17 protein-coding genes are annotated in these 19,851 nt (G+C 39.2%); all 17 read left to right on the forward strand.

Features of this window, described 5'->3' with window-relative positions; genetic code table 11:
- Window positions 1-6: 6 nt before the first annotated feature.
- The 17 genes from AC6H4V_RS00510 to AC6H4V_RS00590 all read left to right on the forward strand — a co-directional run bounded on the left by AC6H4V_RS00510 (window position 7) and on the right by AC6H4V_RS00590 (window position 19,813).
- On the forward strand, window positions 7-1,257 hold the full coding sequence (locus AC6H4V_RS00510; protein ID WP_497607066.1) for an adenylosuccinate synthase: 1,251 nt from the start codon (window positions 7-9) through the stop codon (window positions 1,255-1,257).
- 23 nt (window positions 1,258-1,280) lie between these two features.
- Window positions 1,281-1,700, forward strand: a complete 420-nt coding sequence (locus AC6H4V_RS00515) for a flagellar export protein FliJ (RefSeq protein WP_428728742.1) — start codon at window positions 1,281-1,283, stop codon at window positions 1,698-1,700.
- Window positions 1,697-2,209, forward strand: a complete 513-nt coding sequence (locus AC6H4V_RS00520) for a MotE family protein (RefSeq protein ID WP_497607067.1) — start codon at window positions 1,697-1,699, stop codon at window positions 2,207-2,209. The genes AC6H4V_RS00515 and AC6H4V_RS00520 overlap by 4 nt, the downstream gene beginning before the upstream one ends.
- 85 nt (window positions 2,210-2,294) lie before the next feature.
- Window positions 2,295-4,142, forward strand: a complete 1,848-nt coding sequence (locus AC6H4V_RS00525; RefSeq protein WP_497607068.1) for a putative bifunctional diguanylate cyclase/phosphodiesterase — start codon at window positions 2,295-2,297, stop codon at window positions 4,140-4,142.
- Between the two features lie 53 nt (window positions 4,143-4,195).
- Window positions 4,196-4,747: a DUF507 family protein gene (locus AC6H4V_RS00530; RefSeq protein WP_428728745.1), complete on the forward strand. Its 552-nt coding sequence runs from the start codon at window positions 4,196-4,198 to the stop codon at window positions 4,745-4,747.
- Window positions 4,747-5,892 (forward strand): glutamine-hydrolyzing carbamoyl-phosphate synthase small subunit, encoded by a 1,146-nt coding sequence (gene carA / locus AC6H4V_RS00535; RefSeq protein ID WP_497607069.1) that lies wholly within the window; start codon window positions 4,747-4,749, stop codon window positions 5,890-5,892. The genes AC6H4V_RS00530 and carA overlap by 1 nt, the downstream gene beginning before the upstream one ends.
- A 318-nt stretch (window positions 5,893-6,210) precedes the next feature.
- Window positions 6,211-7,704: a cytochrome-c oxidase, cbb3-type subunit I gene (ccoN, locus tag AC6H4V_RS00540; RefSeq protein WP_428728747.1), complete on the forward strand. Its 1,494-nt coding sequence runs from the start codon at window positions 6,211-6,213 to the stop codon at window positions 7,702-7,704.
- Between the two features lie 15 nt (window positions 7,705-7,719).
- Window positions 7,720-8,412 carry a cytochrome-c oxidase, cbb3-type subunit II gene (ccoO, locus tag AC6H4V_RS00545; RefSeq protein WP_428728748.1) on the forward strand — a complete coding sequence of 231 codons (693 nt, stop codon included), beginning with the start codon at window positions 7,720-7,722 and terminating at the stop codon, window positions 8,410-8,412.
- 9 nt (window positions 8,413-8,421) lie between these two features.
- Window positions 8,422-8,643: a cytochrome c oxidase, cbb3-type, CcoQ subunit gene (locus AC6H4V_RS00550; protein ID WP_497607070.1), complete on the forward strand. Its 222-nt coding sequence runs from the start codon at window positions 8,422-8,424 to the stop codon at window positions 8,641-8,643.
- 9 nt (window positions 8,644-8,652) lie between these two features.
- Window positions 8,653-9,576: a c-type cytochrome gene (locus AC6H4V_RS00555; protein ID WP_428728750.1), complete on the forward strand. Its 924-nt coding sequence runs from the start codon at window positions 8,653-8,655 to the stop codon at window positions 9,574-9,576.
- 10 nt (window positions 9,577-9,586) lie between these two features.
- Window positions 9,587-9,799: a DUF4006 family protein gene (locus AC6H4V_RS00560; protein ID WP_428728751.1), complete on the forward strand. Its 213-nt coding sequence runs from the start codon at window positions 9,587-9,589 to the stop codon at window positions 9,797-9,799.
- A gap of 110 nt (window positions 9,800-9,909) precedes the next feature.
- Complete coding sequence (locus AC6H4V_RS00565; protein WP_428728752.1) at window positions 9,910-10,611, forward strand: 3-dehydroquinate dehydratase; 702 nt, start codon at window positions 9,910-9,912, stop codon at window positions 10,609-10,611.
- The gene (locus tag AC6H4V_RS00570) at window positions 10,598-11,104 is read left to right on the forward strand and encodes a FixH family protein (RefSeq protein WP_497607071.1); all 507 of its coding nucleotides are present in this window, start codon (window positions 10,598-10,600) and stop codon (window positions 11,102-11,104) included. Before AC6H4V_RS00565 ends, AC6H4V_RS00570 begins: the two co-directional genes overlap by 14 nt.
- Before the next feature lie 14 nt (window positions 11,105-11,118).
- Window positions 11,119-13,464 (forward strand): PD-(D/E)XK nuclease family protein, encoded by a 2,346-nt coding sequence (locus AC6H4V_RS00575; protein WP_497607072.1) that lies wholly within the window; start codon window positions 11,119-11,121, stop codon window positions 13,462-13,464.
- Between the two features lie 190 nt (window positions 13,465-13,654).
- On the forward strand, window positions 13,655-16,750 hold the full coding sequence (locus AC6H4V_RS00580) for an Eco57I restriction-modification methylase domain-containing protein (RefSeq protein ID WP_497607073.1): 3,096 nt from the start codon (window positions 13,655-13,657) through the stop codon (window positions 16,748-16,750).
- Between the two features lie 97 nt (window positions 16,751-16,847).
- Complete coding sequence (locus tag AC6H4V_RS00585) at window positions 16,848-17,072, forward strand: VF530 family protein (RefSeq protein ID WP_497607074.1); 225 nt, start codon at window positions 16,848-16,850, stop codon at window positions 17,070-17,072.
- Between the two features lie 11 nt (window positions 17,073-17,083).
- On the forward strand, window positions 17,084-19,813 hold the full coding sequence (locus tag AC6H4V_RS00590) for a RecB-like helicase (RefSeq protein ID WP_497607075.1): 2,730 nt from the start codon (window positions 17,084-17,086) through the stop codon (window positions 19,811-19,813).
- The last annotated feature ends 38 nt before the right edge of the window (window positions 19,814-19,851 follow it).

Below are 19,851 nucleotides of genomic sequence, written 5' to 3' on the forward strand. Positions count from 1 at the left end.
AGAGTAATGAAAGCAGATTTAGTAGTTGGCATCCAATGGGGTGATGAGGGAAAAGGAAAAATCGTCGATAGACTGGCAAAAGAGTACGATATGGTTTGCAGAAGCCAAGGCGGACACAATGCGGGTCATACGATTTGGGTTGATGGCACGAGATATGCGTTGCATCTTATCCCATCGGGTATCCTAAATCCAAAAGCCATCAACGTTATAGGAAATGGTGTTGTTCTCTCTCCTGAATCCATCATCAAAGAGATGACACAGTTTGAGGCTTTGGAGGGGAGACTTTTTATCTCCGACAAAGCACACCTAAACCTTCCTTACCACTCTCTTATCGACCAAGCACGTGAGAAGCTCAAAGGTGACAAAGCTATCGGTACAACCGGAAAAGGCATCGGACCTGCATACTCTGACAAGATTAACCGTATCGGTGTACGTGCCGGAGAGCTTTTAAACCCTGCTAAACTTTGCGATAAAGTACTTGAATATTTTGAGCAAAACAGAGCAATTTTTGAGATTTTAGAGATAAAAACACCAAACAAAGAGGCACTTTTAGAAGAGCTTCAAGGCTATAGTGCAAAACTCTCCTCTTTTATCACGGACACTACACAGCTTCTTTGGAAAGCACTGGACGAGCAGAACAAGAGAGTTCTACTAGAGGGCGCGCAAGGGACTATGCTAGACATCGACCATGGAACTTATCCTTATGTGACTTCAAGTTCAACTGTAAGTGCCGGAGCATGTACTGGTCTGGGACTTAATCCTAAAGATATAGGAAAAGTGACGGGAATCGTAAAAGCATACTGTACTCGTGTAGGAAATGGACCGTTTCCAAGTGAAGATTTGGGCGAAGAGGGCAAAAAAATTCGCGAGAACGGTCATGAGTTCGGCACAACAACAGGGCGTCCGAGAAGATGTGGCTGGTTTGATGCAGTCGCATGCCGCTATGCAAGCCGCCTCAACGGTTGTGATGAACTAGCCCTTATGAAACTAGATGTTCTTGATGGATTTAGCGAGGTAAAGGTTTGTGTCGCTTATGAACTAAAGGGCGTTGAGATTGACTATCTGCCTGAAAATCTGGATGATGTAAAACCGGTTTACAAGTCATTTAAAGGATGGGATAACTCTAAGGGTGCAAGAACTTTTGATGCTCTTCCAAAAGAGGCGCAAGAGTACATTAGAGTTATAGAAAAGATAACAAAAACAAAAGTGGGTATCATCTCGACATCGCCTGAGAGAGAAGATACTATCATTTTATAACCCCTTCTTAAAGGAGAGAGCCTATGAAAAGCCGCTTTAGCCCGCTTGTAAAAGTGAAAAAAAACAGTATGCAAAAGAGTGAGCGGTTTTTGCAAAAGGCTACGGTAAATCTCAACAGCGCTTCAAGCGCACTGGAACTCTCCTATAACACTCTCAAAGATATTGCCCCTCCAAGCCGAGGCAGCATGAGCCAAATGCTCGCTTCAAGAACACTCCTTTCCTCTCAAAGAGAACTTATCAAACATAATCAAGAGTGGGTTACATTCGCCAAAAATCAGATAGAACAAGCCAAAGCACAACTCAAAGCAGATATGATAGAGCTTGAAAAATTTCAATATTTAGAACTCCAAGAGATAAAGCAAGAACTCAAAAAAAAGGCGATGTTGGAAGCAAAAGATCTTGACGAGATTGCACTTATGACATATATGGGAAAAAACAGATGAGAAAAATAGTAACAGTGCTTCTTGTGGGATTTGTATCTTTAAACGCACTTGAGACAAGCGACAAACTCTTTGAGTGTACAGAGATTTTTAAAGCGAGAAAGAGTGAGCTTTTGATAGAGCTAGAGCGCATAGATGAGCAAAAACAGTCTTTAAGCGCTCTAAAAACCGCTACCGAGGAGCTTTTGAAAAAAAGAGAAGCCAAGGTTACGCTACAGGAAGAAAATGTTACAAAACAGCTTAATGAGATAAGCGCTAAAGAGGAATCCATCAAAAAAATGGTTCAAAAAAATGAGGAGCTTTTAAAAGAGCTCAAAGAGATTAAGATGGGCAAAATGGCAGAGACATTTGCAAAGATGAAAGCAGCCAATGCTGCAAGCGTGCTCTCTGAGATGGATGCAAAAGATGCCGTAGATATTCTCTCTTCGCTCAAACCTAAAACGACTGGAGCCATACTTAGTAAAATGGAAGCGAAAAAAGCTTCTGAACTTACAATTCTTTTAGCGAAGTAATTTTTAAGAAAAATAAGATAAAATTATCACAAAAAAACAAAAAAAGAGTAGTTTTTTGCTGAACAATATAAATTTTTATAATTTTATGCATAGACAAATCGTCGTGCTTATCGCTCTTTTTGCCTCAACTGCAACTTCCTATATCTTTATTGGTATGATGTATGGTTCTTATGTAGCAGAACCATTGTGGTACTTATATGTTCTAGCGCTCTCTTACTGGGGTTATAGACTTTATAAAGAGTATTCCGATACGACATATACAATAGAAGAGAAAGAGCGTTGGCTTGGAAAACTACGCTATTTTATCTTTTTCTACTTCTTTTCATGGACAATTATGTTTGTTGTCTATACTCTGCGTTCCAATATAGAGCTGCACTATCTTGCCATTTTTACCCAACTCGGTGTCGCTGTTGTTGCAACAACCATTCTTGTGTCAGAAAAAAAGTTAGCCATATTTATCCTTGCATCTTCGATGTTTCCTATCACGATTTATCTTCTGCTTATTGGCAAGTTTTACTCCAATGTTATCGCCGTTTTGACCATAGTTCTCGCATGGGTACTTTTTTATGGCTCACGCAATACTTACAAATATCTACAACAAAACCAGTTTGAAGCCTACCATGACTATCTTACAAAACTAGGCAATAGACGCTATTTTGTCGAACTTATAGAAGATGCCATCAAAACACAAAAAAGTGAAGCAAACTGTATGCATCTGCTCTTGATAGACTTGGATCATTTCAAGACGATTAATGACACATTGGGGCACGATATTGGGGACAAACTTCTTATAGAAGTTGCACAAAGAATGAGCAAGCTTGCAAAAGCGCATAAAACAACTGTCTCAAGGCTTGGAGGCGATGAATTTTGTATGTTGAGTGCTCCCTTTGCCGATAAAGAGAGCTGTTTGGAGAGTGCCTATGATTTTGCTTTAGGCTTGTTGCATGTCATCAAACAGACATATATCATAGAGGGACACCATCTTTACATCAGTGCCAGCGTTGGTGTGAGCATTATCGACAACCCAAATATAACAGCAAATACTCTTATCAAAGAGGCTGATATTGCTATGTATGAGGCAAAGTCCAAAGGTAGAGATGGCGTCATCCTCTTCAACAATGAGCTCTCTGTGAGAATTGAGAGAAAATTGGAAGTAGAGAGGCTCTTGCGCTTTGCATTGCAAAACAGAGAGATAGCGCTTCATTATCAGCCACAAGTCAATGGCGTGGGTGCAATTGTAGGGTGTGAAGTGCTTGTACGATGGCAAAATGAGCAGTTAGGTAGCGTAGGACCTGATGAGTTTATCCCGATTTCTGAGCAGACAGGATTTATCGTTGAGCTTGGATACTACATTTTAGAAGAGGCATTTAAAACTTTGAGCGAGTGGGACAAAAAAGGGATAGTGTTGCAGCAACTCTCTATCAATATCAGTATGCGCCAAATGTTTCATAGTACTTTTGTGGAAGATATAAAGAAGTTATGTAAAAAATATCTCGATGAGCGACTTAGTTCAAAACTTATTTTTGAGATGACAGAGACGAGCGCTGCTGAAGATATTCCTCGACTTATAGAGACAATGAACAAGATTAGAAACTGTGGAATCCGTTTTTCTATGGATGATTTTGGTACAGGTTACTCATCGCTTAGTTATCTTCGTCAAATCCCCATAAATGAACTTAAAATAGATAAATCCTTCATCATGGAGCTAGAGAACCCAGCACAAGATACAAGTTTGGTAAAAACAATTCTCAACATCGCAAAAAACCTTGGTTTAAGTGTTGTTGCAGAGGGCGTAGAGACACAAATACAGAAAAATTTTCTCATTTCAGAGGAGTGTGATATGTTGCAAGGATACCACTTTTCAAAACCTCTCTCAAAGGAAAAATTTGAAGAGTATGTTTTACAAAAAAACTCTCCTCTAATGCTAAACTAACCTTACTTATAGTAAAATCACAAAATTTATATTTACACAAGTAAGGTCTTTGGATGAAAATATCACTTAAAACTATACCTCATATAGCCAATAAGATTGCGATTGATTTAAATAAGAGTGGTGTTGTCACGATGACAAAAGGGCTTGAGCCTATAGCAAAAGAGGCACAAAAGATACTTGAAAATGACATCAAGCAGGAGATGGCGCTTGAAGAGAAAACACATCAGATATGTGAAGCCAATGAAGAGCAGATAGAGTTTAATCTGGTCGATGAGAGACAGCTCTTTTTTATGATCAAAAAGAAGCTTGCTCCGGAGTTTGGCATCATCCTTAACTATGAAGAGCGCTACTCTGACCTCTCTCACAAAATCTTGGATGAGCTCTATGAAGAGGATCTTATCCATTTTGATGTAACGGAAAACCGTATCAAAAATATTATCTACAACTCCATCGCATCATTTGTCACAGAGGCATCTGCGCTTGACAATATCATCATGGAGAAAATCAAAACTTACAAAAAGAGATATATCCCTGGGACAGATGAGTTTGATATTTTATATGAAAAACTTTATAAAGAAGAGTTAACAAGAAGAGGTATGGAGTAATGAGCATGCAAGAGTTAAAACAAAAAGCTTGGATTTATCTGGAAAACGGAACTTTTTTAGAGGCAAACAGTTTTGGTGCGAATGGCACTGTTGTTGGCGAGATAGTTTTTAACGTCTCCATGAGCGGATATCAAGAAATCATGTCCGACCCATCGTATGCAGGACAGTTTGTTACATTTACTGCACCAGAAATCGGCAATGTCGGTGTCAATGCTGAAGATATGGAAAGCTCTGCCGCACACGCAAAAGGGATGATTGTACGAAAATATCAGGAGCGTTACTCAAACTTTAGAGCAGAGGGTTCGCTTGCAGACTTTTTAAAAGAGCAAAATGTTATGGGGATTTGCGATATCGACACACGTTACATCACAAAGATGCTAAGAACCGAGGGTGCTATGATGATGATAGCTTCAACTGAGGTAAGCGACAAAGCAGAACTTAAAAAGATTTTAGAAGCAAGCCCGAGAATAGAGGATGTGAACTACATCGAGCAGGTAAGTACAAAAGTTGCCTATAAGCATGCGCAGTCTGTTTACAACGATAGAGAGTTTAAGTATGATGAAGCACCGACATCAGAGGCAAATATTGTAGTTTTGGATTTTGGAGTTAAAACAAATATCCTCAATGAGCTAGTAGCTGCAAATATCGGCGTAGAGGTTATCCCAAACAGCTTTAATGGCGATGAACTTGTTAAAAGATACAATGCAAAAGAGATAGACGGTGTCTTTTTGTCCAATGGTCCGGGAGACCCGCTAGTACTTAAAAATGAGCAACGTGAAATCAAAAAGCTCATTGACGCAAAAGTTCCTATGTTTGGGATTTGTCTAGGACATCAACTTCTCTCTATCGCGCATGGTTATGATACATATAAACTTAAGTTCGGTCACCACGGCGGTAACCAACCTGTAAAAAATATCAAAACAGGTTTGGTAGAGATTACTGCACAAAACCACAACTATAATGTTCCAGAGAACATTACAGAGGTTGCAGAGGTAACACACGTAAACCTTTTTGACAACACAATCGAAGGACTGAAGTACAACGACGCACCGATTTTTTCAGTCCAACACCACCCAGAATCCAGCCCTGGTCCAAAAGAGAGCAGATATATCTTCAACGAGTTCTTATCTTTGATAAAAAGATAGGGCTCTACCCTCCTTATACTTCCAAATAGTATTACAAAATTTTATGAACTAACATCTTTTTGTTAATAGAGTGTTAAAAAACAGAAATTTTTTTGAAAAATGTCAAAAAAATGGCAATAATTAAGAAATCTTAAACATTTATACTGTTATTATGTCTCAGTTGATTGGTTTAATAAATGCAAAGACTTCTTGTAAAATTTAAAACACGCTCTCTAAAGCTTCCTTATGCTGCAGAATCGTTTATTTAGTTTTGATTTTACAAGAAGTTAGCAAGGTTTCATTAGACTTAATTGCTTTGAATCTTTAAGGAGGCTATATATGGAGAATCGTCCATTAGAGTACGACTATACAATTGCTAAGATGTTTATGCTTACAACCATCGCTTTTGGAATTGTTGGTATGCTCATCGGTGTTATTTTGGCATTTCAGCTTGCATTTCCAGGGTTAAATCTCATCTTGGGAGATGGTTTGGCTGAATATACAAACTTTAGTCGTCTTCGTCCGCTGCATACAGATGCAGTTATCTTTGGCTTTACGCTCAGTGGTGTTTTTGCTACTTGGTACTATGTGGGGCAGCGTGTTTTAAAAGTATCAATGGCAGAATCAAGACTGCTCATGACGCTAGGAAAACTTCACTTCTGGCTCTATGTTATAGTAGTTGCTGCTGCTGTTTACTCGCTTTTTGCAGGTGTAACAACTTCAAAAGAGTATGCAGAATTTGAATGGCCAATCGATGTTGGCGTTGTTGTTGTTTGGGTTATCTTTGGTATGAGCATGTTTGGTCTTATCGGTATTCGCCGTGAAAAATCGCTCTATATCTCTGTTTGGTACTACATAGCGACGTTTCTTGGTATCGCAATGCTTTATCTCTTTAACAACATGGAGATTCCAACATACTTCGTTACTTCTCCAGCAGGTGAGAGCGGCATAGGTGCATGGTACCACTCTGTTTCGATGTACGCAGGTACAAATGATGCGCTTGTTCAGTGGTGGTATGGGCACAATGCGGTTGCATTTGGTTTTACGGTGCCTATCGTTGCAATGATTTACTACTTTTTACCAAAAGAGTCTGGTCAAGCTATCTACTCATATAAACTCTCACTCCTCTCTTTCTGGGGATTGATGTTTGTTTATTTATGGGCAGGCGGACACCACCTTCTTTACTCAACTGTTCCAGACTGGATGCAGACGATGGGGTCGATTTTTTCTATCGTTCTTATCTTACCATCTTGGGGCTCTGCTATAAACATGCTTCTTACTATGAAGGGTGAGTGGCAACAAGTTGCGGCTTCTCCGCTTATCAAGTTTATGGTTTTGGGTTCGACTTTTTATATGTTCTCAACATTAGAAGGTCCGATTCAGGCGATTAAATCAGTTAACGCGATAGCACACTTCACTGACTGGATTGTCGGTCACGTACATGATGGTGTTCTTGGTTGGGTTGGCTTTATGATTATGGCTTCACTTTACCATATGGCTCCGCGTGTCTTTAAGCGTGAGATTTATTCAAAATCTCTTATGGCTGCACAGTTTTGGATTCAAACACTTGGCGTTGTTCTCTACTTCTCTTCTATGTGGATCGCAGGTATTACGCAGGGTATGATGTGGCGTGCACACGATGAGTTTGGTAACCTTGCGTACTCATTCATCGATACAGTTACGGTTCTTCATCCTTACTACGCTATCCGTGGTGTTGGTGGACTTTTATATCTTGTTGGTTTCTTGATGTTTGCTTATAACATCTATAAAACTATGTCTTCTCGCCCTGTTGAGGAGCGTGAACTTCAAAGTGCATCGCCTATGGGCGCTTAATAGAAAGGATAAAATATGTTTCATTGGTTAGAAAAACATCCGTTCTTTTTTGCGGTAGGTGTCTTTATAGCAATTGCGTTTGCAGGTTTGATTGAGATTCTTCCAAACTTTGCTCAAGCTTCTCGTCCCGTTATCGGAACTGCTCCATACTCTACTTTAGAGTTGGCAGGTCGTCATGTTTACATCAAAAACAGCTGTAATGCTTGTCACTCTCAGCTTATTCGTCCATTTAAGTCTGAAACAGACCGTTATGGTCACTACTCTTTAAGTGGTGAATATGCATACGATAGACCATTTTTATGGGGTTCAAAAAGAACTGGACCAGATTTGATGCGTGTGGGTAACTACCGTACAACCGACTGGCATGAAAACCATATGAAAGACCCTCAGAGTGTCGTTCCAGGTTCAATTATGCCAGCGTACAAATGGCTCTTTACAAATAGTGCAGATATCGACACGGTGTATGCTGAGCAACTTACAGTTGCAAAGCACTTTGCGGTTCCATACAATCAAGATGTACCTATGAAAGATGGCTCTGTGCAAAACGTAAAGATGGCATCAAGTATTGCTGAGGCACGTTCTCTTGCGCTTGAAGAGGCAAAGGTAGTGGCTGCAGATATGAAAGATCAAGATGTCAAAGATGCAGTCGCTCGTGGTGAGATTCCTGAGATAGTTGCATTGATTGCATATATGAATAGCCTTAAATAGGGGTTTGAAGTGAGTATTGCAGAGCTTCAAGCGTATGGATATTTTGTACTGACATTTCTCCTTGTTGTGGTGTTGTATGGTTACATCTATCACCTCTACACAAAAAAGAGAGATGCAGACGGAGTTGACTACGAGAGCTATAGCAATATGGCGCTAAAAGATGATATAGATGATGCTCCAGTGTCAGCTCTATCAGACGAGAAGGTACCTTTTGAGGGTGCAAAGAAATAGGAGGGATATATGAATAAGCTTTATCTTTGGGGAATTATCATAGTTATTGCGATGCTTGGTGCTACTTTCTTGTCGGTTGGAACAAGTAAGGGTGGTTTAAATAGTGACATAGTCAATATGTTAGCTATTGCAGGTGCGATTGCAATTTTTACAATTACAGTTTTTGTTGTAATCAAATATGTACGTCAGATGCAGATGGATAACGCATCTGGTGAACTTGCTGATGAAAATTGGGATGGAATCGGTGAGTATAAAAACGAACTGCCTATGGGTTGGGCAGTTATGTTTTTGCTCACTATGATTTGGGGTATGTGGTACTGGACTATCGGTTATCCAGTAAACTCTTACTCTCAAATAGGCGAGTACAATGAAGATACTGCTGTACATAACACTAAGTTTGAAGCGAAATATAAAGACTTTACTGGCGATAAGTTAGTTGAGATGGGTGAGTCTGTTTTCTTGGCAGAGTGTAAAGTTTGCCATGGTATCAACGCTGATGGTATTGAGGGCAAAGCAGCAAATCTTAACAAAAGAATTGACGCGGCTTCTGTCAAATACGTTATCGAGCATGGTTCAAACTACAAGCTTCTTGGAACAGAGATGCCAATGCCTGATCGTAATGGTCTTTTCAATGCAAACACAGGCGCTCTCATTACTGATGCAGAGATTGAGACAGTCTCCGCGTATGTTGCAAATGGTATGAAGGGTGATGGTGCTGATATCTTTGTAGGCGCATGTTCAAGCTGTCATGGTCCTGATGGAAAAGGGATGGAGTTTGTTGCTCCAAATCTTGTAGAATATACACCGGCATTAGTAACAAATGTTCTTAACAACGGTAAAAAAGGCTCTATTGGTGTTATGCCTAAATTTGAGAGACTTAACGACAAACAAAAAGAAGCTGTTGGTGCGTATATCACTAACATAAGCAAATAAGGAGCCCTCTATGAATGAAAATAGAAGTATATTCTCTATCGATGGTATAACGGGGATGTTGATTGCAACTGTACTGCTTCTTGTGATTTTGGTTGGATTGATTGCGTGGAGCATGAACGTTCAAACAAGCAGTGCAGCGAACTATTATGATATTAAAGATGAAGCATCTATCAAGATGATTGGCTCAAAACAAGCTGACCATGTTGTAGATGTGAAAAAGTAAGGGGCAAAAGTATGGAAAAGATTATTTCATGGGGCTTAGTGCTCATGGCTCTTTATACACTCTATGCAGTTGTAACGCCAAACCATCTCTATATCGGCTAGGAAGTTGCATTGAACTTTTCAAGAGGGCTTGGCGCCCTCATCCTCACACTCTCTCTCCACTCTTCACTTTTTGCGAGTTATCTCTATAAAGATGAAATCATATTTAACCCAGCATTTAGCGCAGAAGTAGAAAAGCTTGGTTCAGAGCTTTACGAAAAAACGGGCATCTCGCTAAGACTTCTTATGCTCAAAGAGCTTCCACATGGACAAAATATGGTTGCGTATGAGCAAGAGCTGCTTAGCGAATTTGGGCAGCCTACTATTTTGCTTACTTTTTCTCAGATGGATACAAAAGTGGATATTTTGGCAAATGAGCCCTCTTTGTATAATTTGTTCGACAAAAAACAGGTTTTAAGCCCAGTCGCTTCGCCCGTTCAAGCATTTGTCATAGCACTTTTTTATAGTGATTCTCTCGCCTCTTTTAAAGAGTTAGCTACGAGTTATGGTGGCACAATCATCCCTCTTTTAGCGCAAAAAGCGAAAGATAGCGAGCTTTTGGGCAAATATTCTGGCTCAATGTTCAACGGCTACGCAGACATCGCTGAACAAATCGCTGCAAGCAAAGGGGTTGTTTTAGAAAACGCAGTAGGAGATGCAAACAAAAATAGTATATTTGTCGTCAAAGTACTCTTTTACGGTTTCATACTTTACGCACTCTTTTTATATATCAAGAGGAAAATTTACATGAGAAAACAAAATGAATCTAAGTAATGGAAGAATTTGGCCCTATGCCATAGCGGCTTCGATTATCGCCATTTTTGGTGCGTGCGTTGCAACTGTATTTGTCGCCAACACTCTCCCCGTAGAAAAAAGTGATACCTACATGATGGGCTATCATGAAGCAGACGCAAAAGCAAATGAATTGCTTCAAGCAAAGATACTCTTTGAAAAACACTATAAAGTTGAGTACGTCACACAAGAGTTTAGCACTAAAAAAGCCATACTTAGCTACAAGATAAGCGACAAAGATGCAAATCCCATCGATAACGCAAATATCAAAGTAGTTGTAACACGACCAAATAACCACAAACACGACCAAGAGCTAAACAACCCAAAAGTTCAAAACGGCATCTATACATTTGAGCCAATCACACTCCCGCAAGAGGGAAGATGGGACATCATGGCGAAGGTAAGCGTAGGCGAGCTTGAGCGGTTTTATAACATCAAAACAGATACAAGAGGGATGCAGGCAGTAGAATATTAGGCTATAATCTCTCTATGAACAGCTCCCTAATCATCCTACCGACCCAGCGTGCCATTCGTCATAAACAGTTCGATGTCGATGGTATAAATCTTTTTTTGCCCAACTATATCACGATGCACGATTTTCTCTCAAGAGTTTGTGTTGCCCATAGGCTCAAAGCCCTTGATGCGGATAGCAGAGTTTTGCTTCTTTTGGAGGCGAGTGACTTTAAAAATTTTCAAAACCTCTCTATTGAACGCAACTTTTTCACATTTACAAAAAACGCTTCTTATATTTTTGGTTTTTTTGAAGAGTTAAGTGCCGAGATGTACGACATAGAAGCACTTGAGAGAGCAGATGTCTATGGTGAGTATGAGGAGCATATCGCCATACTTCTTGAGCTTTACGGGCGTTATGAAAAACTCTGCAGCCAAAGAGGAGTGCTTGACCCCATATTTTTGCCTAAAAACTACCGTTTTAATGAAGATTATGTAAAAAAATATGAAAAAATCGAGCTTTATGCAGAGGGACATCTGACCAACTTTGAGTTTGAGGTACTTGAACGGTGTTGTGAGTTTTGCGAGGTGGAGATACATCTGAGTGCAAGCAGATTTAACACAAAAATGGTAAAAAAATTTGCAACATTTGGCATAGAACTGGAGGCGGGGTTTGACTACACAATCTCACTGGACAAAAAAGCTGTTATCGCAAAAGAGAGGAGAAAAGAGAACAAAAACATTGAGTGCCACTCCTTTAGCGAGAACCTTTTGCAAGCCGCCTATGTCAAAAAAAAGGTGTATGACTTTATCCAAAAAGGGTACAAACCCGAAAATATAGCAGTGATTCTTCCAAATGAGAAATTTGCCGACACTCTAAAGCTCTTTGATACAAAGTCAAACTTCAACTTTGCGATGGGTACACCTTTTGGCGGCAGTTTGATGTATGAAAAACTTGATGCGACATGTGCCTACATCGAGCAAAATTCCAAAGAGAATGAAGCCAGAATACAAAGAGTAGGCACCGAATTTTACCATTCGCTACGCTCCATCTATGGGCAGATGAGTCAAGATGTGGATATTTTGGGATTTTTAAAAGAGTACAAAGAGAGTTTTGGCGATAAACGAGAGATAAAGATTTTTGAAGAGGAGCTTTACGCTTTTAAGCATATTTTACCATTCATGCATGACATGAGCGTAAAATCGGTCTTAAATCTCTTTTTGCAAAGAGTCTCAAGCAGGTCGCTTGATGATGTGCGTGGCGGTAAGATTACGGTAATGGGGGTTTTGGAGACACGTTTGGTAGCCTTTGATGCGGTTGTGATAGTCGATTTTAGCGATGGAAATGTCCCAAAAAAGAGCGACAAAGATATGTTTTTAAACACAGCCATCAGAGAAGCGGCAAATCTTCCTACCATGAGCGACAGGGAAAATCTGCAAAAACACTACTACGAGAGGCTTATCAACAACTCAAAAGAGGTAGCCATAAGCTTTGTCGCCTCAAAAGAGAGCAAGGGTTCGAGATTTTTAAAACAGCTTGACATAAAAGAGAGCAACACTCATGACGAACAGGACTACGCCTCTGTACTTTTTGCACAAACAGACACGCCGCCAAAAGAGGAGCAAGAGATAGTTGTCGAGTGGAGCTTTGAGGGGCGAAAACTCTCAGCAACAGAGCTAAAAACATTTTTGACATGCAAAAGAAAATACTACTACAACTACATCGCCCATATCAACAACCACGAAATCCCAAAAGATATGCCAAAAGAGCATGAAATCGGCTCAGACGTGCATGATGCGCTAAAAGAGCTTTACGGCAAAAAAAACTTTTACGATGACGCACATGAGCTTTTGCGAGATTTGCAAAAAGAGCTTGAAAATGCATGCGGCGAGAGCGAGCTGGAACACTACCTAATGGCACTGCAAGCCAAAAAAATGGAACCTTTCTGCCGCAATGAAGTTGAGAGATTTGGCGAGGGGTGGAGCGTGGCGCATTGTGAAGCGAACATAGAGAGAGAGTTCGCAGGCATGACACTTACAGGACGTATCGACAGGATAGACAAACGAGACAATGAACTCTACATCATCGACTACAAAACAGGCTCATACGCACTTTACACAGAGAAAAACTTCACGGAAGCGACAGACTTCCAGCTAGAGTTTTACTACATCTTAGCCCAAAATTTTGGCAATGTTGTGGGTTGCGGATACTACGACCTCAAAGAGTCCAAGATAGTTGACGAACCGTTTTTAAAAGAAAAGTTGTCAGTTTTGGAGTCTCATGTTAGGGATTTGCAAAACATAGAATCTATTGAGTGCAACAGATGTGAAGAGATAAAAAACTGTTTGTTTTGTGAATATAAGGTTATGTGCGGGAGAGGGTGAAAGTGTTTTTCAAGTTTATAGCCAGTGCGGATAAAAAGATATTTATAGTGCCACTTTATAAGTATCTGTTAGAGTAAAAAAATGTGGAGATGTGAATAGTAAAATTTTATCTATATTGAACAAAAGTTTAACGATTTGTATAGCAAGTATAAGCTAAGATACAAGTAATAATAAAACAACGGAAAACGCCATGCAACAACTTTTCGGGCAAAAAGTACTTAACGATTTTATACGAAAGCAAGATGAAAAACTCATAGAAAACAGATGGCAAAAGTACAAAAACTTTTTAGCCAAAAAAGAGAAGATTTCTTCATGGATAGAGACCGACTACCAAGACGGTTTTTTAGAAGACATCTTTGAAAACTGCCTCGGTTATATCTCTAAAACACGCTCCGCAGATGAGTGCTACACGCTTGAGAGAGAAAAAAAGAATGAGACAAATGCCCAAAAAGCAGACGGTGTGCTTTTGGTTGATGACAAAGTCGTAGCAGTCATAGAGCTAAAAGACCAAAAAACAAAAGATTTGGACAAAAAATACAACCGTGAAGAGAGTGCGGTACGACAAGCTTTTGGCTACTTGCAACACAACGAACACGCAAAATATGTCATAGTCTCCAACTTCAACGAACTAAGATTTTACTTTGACAAAGCCACCGCTTATGAGCAGTTTTTTCTTTTTGACCTTGACTATGAGGGCTTTAAAAAACTTCATACGATTTTAAGTTATGAGAGCATAAAAGAGGGTTTACCGCTCAAGCTAAAAGAGAAATCACTCATTCATGAGCAAGACATCTCAAACCAACTCTACAAAGATTACACGATTTTTAGAACAAAACTGTTTGAAAATATTTTAAAGAACAATTCTGGAAGTGGGGTTTTAACCCCGCCATTAAGCGGGACTGAAGTCCCACCTCCGTTAGATAAACTCTCCCTTTTAAACGCAACGCAAAAACTTATAGACAGGATTGTCTTTATCCTCTTTGGCGAAGATACCGACCTTTTGCCCAAAAACACCATCGGCACGATTATTCAGAGACAAAAAGAGGTAAAAAAGCTTGTAAAAAACTTCACTCTTTATGATTCGTACAAAGTCTATTTTGAAGCCATAAATGCAGGGGATGAAGACCTTGACATCACCATGTACAACGGTGGACTTTTTGCGGATGATAAACTGCTTAACAAACTCATCATTGACGATGAAGTGCTAGATGCACGGGCAAAAATCCTCTCAGCTTATAACTTTGGAAGCGATATCTCGGTAAATATCTTAGGTCATATCTTTGAAAACTCCATCAGCGAACTCGAAGAGATAAGCGCACAGCTTTTAGAGAGCGACTTTGACAAAAAACAGTCGAAGCGAAAAAAAGACGGTGTGTTTTATACGCCTGCTTACATCACCGAGTACATCGTGCAAAACACTTTAGGCAAGTTGTGTGAAGAAAAAAGAGAGTCTCTCTCAATCGGAAGTGAGACTTTAGTCTCACCAAAAAACCCAAAAAACCCAACCAAAGCAGAGCAACAAACAAAAGAAAATCTACTCCTTTACAAAGAGTGGCTCTTAAATCTAAAAATCCTAGACCCCGCATGCGGAAGCGGAGCATTTCTCAACCAAGCCTTAGAATACCTACTCAAAGAACACAAAAAACTCCAAAATGACCTAGCACTCATGGGCGATTTGTTTGCCTCTTACGAAGTAGAAAAAGAGGTGCTAGAACATAACCTTTACGGCGTGGACATCAACGAGGGTGCAGTTGAGATAGCAAGACTAAGCTTATGGCTAAGAACTGCAAAAAGAGGCAGACCGCTCACAAAACTAGCCAACAAGATAAAAGTAGGAAACTCCCTCATAGACGATAAAACGGTAGTACCAAACGCCTTTGACTGGCATGCAGAGTTTCCAGAAGTTTTTGCACAGGGTGGATTTGATGTTGTGATTGGGAATCCGCCGTATATTACATTTGCACTTGGTAAAAAACAAGATTTTCAAAGTAAAGATATTGAATATTATAAAAATACATTTCCAATGTCATCAGCTTACAAAGTTAGCTCATATTTAATCTTCATTGAACAGTCATTGAAGTTAATTTCAAATAATGGATTACTTTCTTTTATTGTTCCAAATACACTTTATACAAATTATTTTTATGCAAACTTTAGAGAATATTTGATAGATAATTTTTCTATTCACAAATTGTTAAATTTACCTTATGAAGTTTTTGAAGATGCAGATACAGGAGGAAGTTCGATTTTTATCTTGGGGAAACAAATTCTTAAAACTTCTCAATTGTTTTCAGTGAACAATGAAAAAGAGTTTGCAAATTTAATTGGTTTTGAAATTGAGCAAAAAGAGTTTAAAAATATTCCAGATAATAAATTTTTATTTTCTGATAATTTAATTTCATTATGGAAAAAATCATTCACAAATTCAATAGCACTTGGCAATAATAACTTTCAATTTTATAATGGAATAAAGACAGGCGATAATAATAGATTTTTATCAGAAAAGAAAATAGATGATAGCTATAAACCCATTATAAGAGGTAGAGATTTTTATAAATATACCCCTTTACAAAATGAATTATTTGTTCTTTTTGACCCTGAACAGTTATGGAGCAATACGAATGAAGCTATGTATTTAGTTGATGAAAAGTTAATATTTAGACAAACTTCTGACCATTTAGTTGTCACATATGATAACTTACAAAAATTTACTATGGATACAACACATATTTTATTTGATAAATCTCAAAAATTTAATCATAAATATTTACTTGTTGTTTTAAATTCAAAGCTCTTAAATTTTTTATATCAGATTATAGTCCCAGAAATTGGAAAAGCTTTTTCTGAAGTTAAAGGTGTTAATTTAAAACGATTGCCAATTAAAGAAATTTTAGAAAGCGAACAACAACCCTTCATCCAAAAAGCCGACAAAATGCTGGAGTTAAACAAAAACCTTCAAGAGACAAAACAAAACTTCCTAAACGAACTAAAACTTGAAAAACTCACAAAAAAACTCCAAAATTTTGAAGAACTGACATTTGAGGAGTTTATAGCAGAATATACAAAATCCCTCAAACTAAAATTTGCCGACAAACTAGCCCAACGCAACTTCAAACAAGAGTGGCAAGCCATCTTTGAAAACGACAAAACCCTTACATGTAAACTAAAAACAGAGATAACTAAAACCGACAAAGAGATAGATAAAATGGTGTATGAACTTTATGGTTTGAGTGATGAAGAGATTGCGATTATGGAAAATCAATGTTCCTCGTTCCCATCATTCTGATGGGAATGCATACGTGAGTTTATATGGTTGCAATATGTGTTCCAATGCGGGAGCATTGGAACGAGAGAAAAATTCTACTTTTAAATAAAGGAAAAAAATGAGCGAAGAAGAAAAAAACAAAAACAATCCGTTGCATGGTGTTACGCTGCAGTATATTTTGGAGACTTTAGTTGAGCGTTACGGGTTTAAAGAGTTGGGGAACAAAATAGACATTAGATGTTTTTTGATAAATCCGACCATAAGCTCATGTTTGAAGTTTCTTAGAAAAACACCGTGGGCGAGGGCTAAAGTGGAAGAGTTGTATATCAGAGAGTGTAAATAGATGGAGATACAGTGTTCATAAATAACCTAGCCTACGAGGCAAGTGCGGGGAGCGGGAAGACTTTTATGCTTGTCGTGCGTTATCTTAGCCTGCTTTTTAAAGGTGCGCAGCCATCAAAGATACTTGCTCTTACTTTTACAAACAAAGCCGCAAACGAGATGCAAGAGAGGATTGTGCAAACTCTTGAGGAGTTGGAGAGTAGAGGTGAGCTAGATGAGATAGTCAAGGTTACCGAACTTTCCCGTGAATTTTTGCTTGCAAATCGCGGGAGGGTTTTAGGCGAGTTTTTAAATGCTCATACGAAAATTATGACGATAGACAGTTTTTTTACCCAGATTTTACGCAAATTTTCACTCTATGCCTCTTTGATGCCCGACTTCTCAACATTTGCTTCTCAGCATGAACTCAAGCTTCTCTCCCGCTTTTTAAAAGAGGTGCGTGTTGCACGAAAGAAAGAGACACTGCTTAACCTCTCGCTCTTCTCGCAAAAGCGTATAACAGATATTTTTGAGCTTCTGGATGAGCTTTATATCAAGTTTGCAGAGCTTGGCGGGATTGAGTTTACAAAGCAAAACAGCGAACTATTTGAGCAAGAGGCACTCTCTTTGACGGCGGAGTTGAAGAAGATAGTCTCCTCAAACGGCGCAGCCTCTTCCACGGCTATTCGCTCAGTCGAGGCGGAGAGTTTTGAGGATGTTGTAAGTAAAAGCTGGCTTGAGAGGGATAGTCTGGACTATAGAACATTTGCAAAATGCTACACGCCGGAGATGGATGTATTGCTTTTGAAGATAAAAGATGCCATCAGAGCGCAAAACAGAGCCAAAGAGCAGAACTTTTTTTATGCTTTAAAAGAGCTTGTCGCTATCTACATCAAGAGTAAAAAAGCACTCTATAAAGACGACAGCGAGCTTGGGTTTAGCGACGTTACCTACCTTGTTTATGAGATTTTAAACCGCATTAACGATAGTGATTTCCTCTATTTTAGGCTGGATGCGCAGATAGAGCATATGTTGCTTGATGAGTTTCAAGACACAAGCATCTTGCAGTACGAGATACTCAAACCGCTCATAAATGAGATAACATCGGGCAAGGGGATTTTTGACAACGGCAGCTTCTTTTTTGTGGGAGACGTGAAGCAGTCCATCTATAGGTTTCGAGGCGGCGTGAGCGCACTTTTTGATGCGGTAAGAGAGGAAAATGGCACTGAGGTGAAGAAGCTCTTAACCAACTACCGTTCGCAAAAAGAGGTTGTCTCTTTTGTAAACAGTGTCTTTGAACGCAAGATAAAAAACTACACACCGCAGCTTGTAAAAGAGGGTGTGAACGGCGGATTTGTTGAAGTTTTGCAAAGCGATGAGGTGTTGCAAGAGGTTGTTACTCAGGTGCAAAGGTTGCTTCAAAGCGGTGCAGATATTAATGAGATAGCTGTTTTATGCGCCACAAACGGCGATGGTATTGCCGTGCAAGAGGCTCTTCATGCCCAAAATATAGAGGTCGTCACAGAGACCACCACAAAACTAATCAACCAAAAGAGCATCAAAGCTATTTTGGAGTATCTAAAGTACCAATATTTTGGCGAGGAGATATACAAAGAGAACTTTTTTGCACTTATCTCACAGCAAAAACGCTCCATCAAAAGAGTAGATTTAAACAAAAATGCGCTCTTGGATATCATAAAAGGAGCTATTGATGAATTCAAGCTCTTTGAGAGCGACTTTAATCTTATGAGATTTTTAAATGAGGCGGCAAGATACGGCGACATAGAGGCTCTTCTTTTTGAGTATGAGCGAATGGACGCAAGCGCAGCCGCATCCGAGTTGGAGGGTGTGCGTGTGCTTACTATCCACAAATCCAAAGGGCTGGAGTATGAACATGTCATAGTGATGGACAGGCTTACAAAAGCTCCAAGCCCACGTGATGCAATCATCTACGAGTATGAGGGCATAACCCTCAAAAACATCTATCTTCGTATTAAAGGCAGAGATATGGTGGATACGCAGTACGCCGCCGCACTGCAAAAAGAGAGAACCCTTGCGCATGAAGACAGCCTTAATGCGCTTTATGTGGCATTTACAAGAGCAAGAGAAAATCTTATCATCGTTACTAAAACAAAAGATTCGATGTTTGGCATATTGGAGTTGGAGGCGCAAAAACATGGTGTGCTTGCGTGCAAAACTCAAGCCCCAAAGATGCCAAAACTCTTCCATCCGCTTGCATATAAAGAGCTTTACTATGGAACACAAAACGATATTTTGGTAGTTGAGACGACGCATGAAGAGGATTTTGAGTCCATAAACTTTGGCATAGCGATGCACTATATGCTTGAGATGCTCCCGACATTTGAGACAAAAAGTATCGACTTTGCAAAAGATATGACAAACAACAAATACGGCGCACTCTTGCAAGAAACAGAGCTGGATGAAATTCAAAAAAGAGTTGGTATGCTTCTTGAAAACAGCGAATTTTTTGAGCTTGTTCAAGGTGAATGCTACAGAGAAAAGGCACTTCGCTACAAAAACACCCTTCGCTACATCGACCTTTTGGTAAAAAGTGAAAATGGCTACAGGGTTATCGACTATAAAAGTTCACTCTCTTTTGCGGATGAACATTTAGGACAGGTAAGCTCTTACATCCAAGCAGTAAGGGAGATAACCAATGAAAAAGTAGAGGGATATATCGTCTATCTGTTACAAAATTGTATAAAAATTGTCAAAGTAGAAGAAATTTCTAAGTTAAAATAAAGTTTTTGAACCCTATAATAACCTTATACAAAAATAAA

Source organism: Sulfurimonas lacustris (assembly GCF_059705355.1).

Excerpts from the sequence above, each read along its gene's own strand:
- AC6H4V_RS00510 (WP_497607066.1), top strand. The coding sequence starts at position 7 with ATGAAAGCAGATTTAGTAGTTGGCATCCAATGGGGTGATGAGGGAAAA.
- AC6H4V_RS00515 (WP_428728742.1), top strand. The coding sequence starts at position 1,281 with ATGAAAAGCCGCTTTAGCCCGCTTGTAAAAGTGAAAAAAAACAGTATG.
- AC6H4V_RS00520 (WP_497607067.1), top strand. The coding sequence starts at position 1,697 with ATGAGAAAAATAGTAACAGTGCTTCTTGTGGGATTTGTATCTTTAAAC.
- AC6H4V_RS00525 (WP_497607068.1), top strand. The coding sequence starts at position 2,295 with ATGCATAGACAAATCGTCGTGCTTATCGCTCTTTTTGCCTCAACTGCA.
- AC6H4V_RS00530 (WP_428728745.1), top strand. The coding sequence starts at position 4,196 with ATGAAAATATCACTTAAAACTATACCTCATATAGCCAATAAGATTGCG.
- carA (WP_497607069.1), top strand. The coding sequence starts at position 4,747 with ATGAGCATGCAAGAGTTAAAACAAAAAGCTTGGATTTATCTGGAAAAC.
- ccoN (WP_428728747.1), top strand. The coding sequence starts at position 6,211 with ATGGAGAATCGTCCATTAGAGTACGACTATACAATTGCTAAGATGTTT.
- ccoO (WP_428728748.1), top strand. The coding sequence starts at position 7,720 with ATGTTTCATTGGTTAGAAAAACATCCGTTCTTTTTTGCGGTAGGTGTC.
- AC6H4V_RS00555 (WP_428728750.1), top strand. The coding sequence starts at position 8,653 with ATGAATAAGCTTTATCTTTGGGGAATTATCATAGTTATTGCGATGCTT.
- AC6H4V_RS00560 (WP_428728751.1), top strand. The coding sequence starts at position 9,587 with ATGAATGAAAATAGAAGTATATTCTCTATCGATGGTATAACGGGGATG.
- AC6H4V_RS00570 (WP_497607071.1), top strand. The coding sequence starts at position 10,598 with ATGAATCTAAGTAATGGAAGAATTTGGCCCTATGCCATAGCGGCTTCG.
- AC6H4V_RS00575 (WP_497607072.1), top strand. The coding sequence starts at position 11,119 with ATGAACAGCTCCCTAATCATCCTACCGACCCAGCGTGCCATTCGTCAT.
- AC6H4V_RS00580 (WP_497607073.1), top strand. The coding sequence starts at position 13,655 with ATGCAACAACTTTTCGGGCAAAAAGTACTTAACGATTTTATACGAAAG.
- AC6H4V_RS00585 (WP_497607074.1), top strand. The coding sequence starts at position 16,848 with ATGAGCGAAGAAGAAAAAAACAAAAACAATCCGTTGCATGGTGTTACG.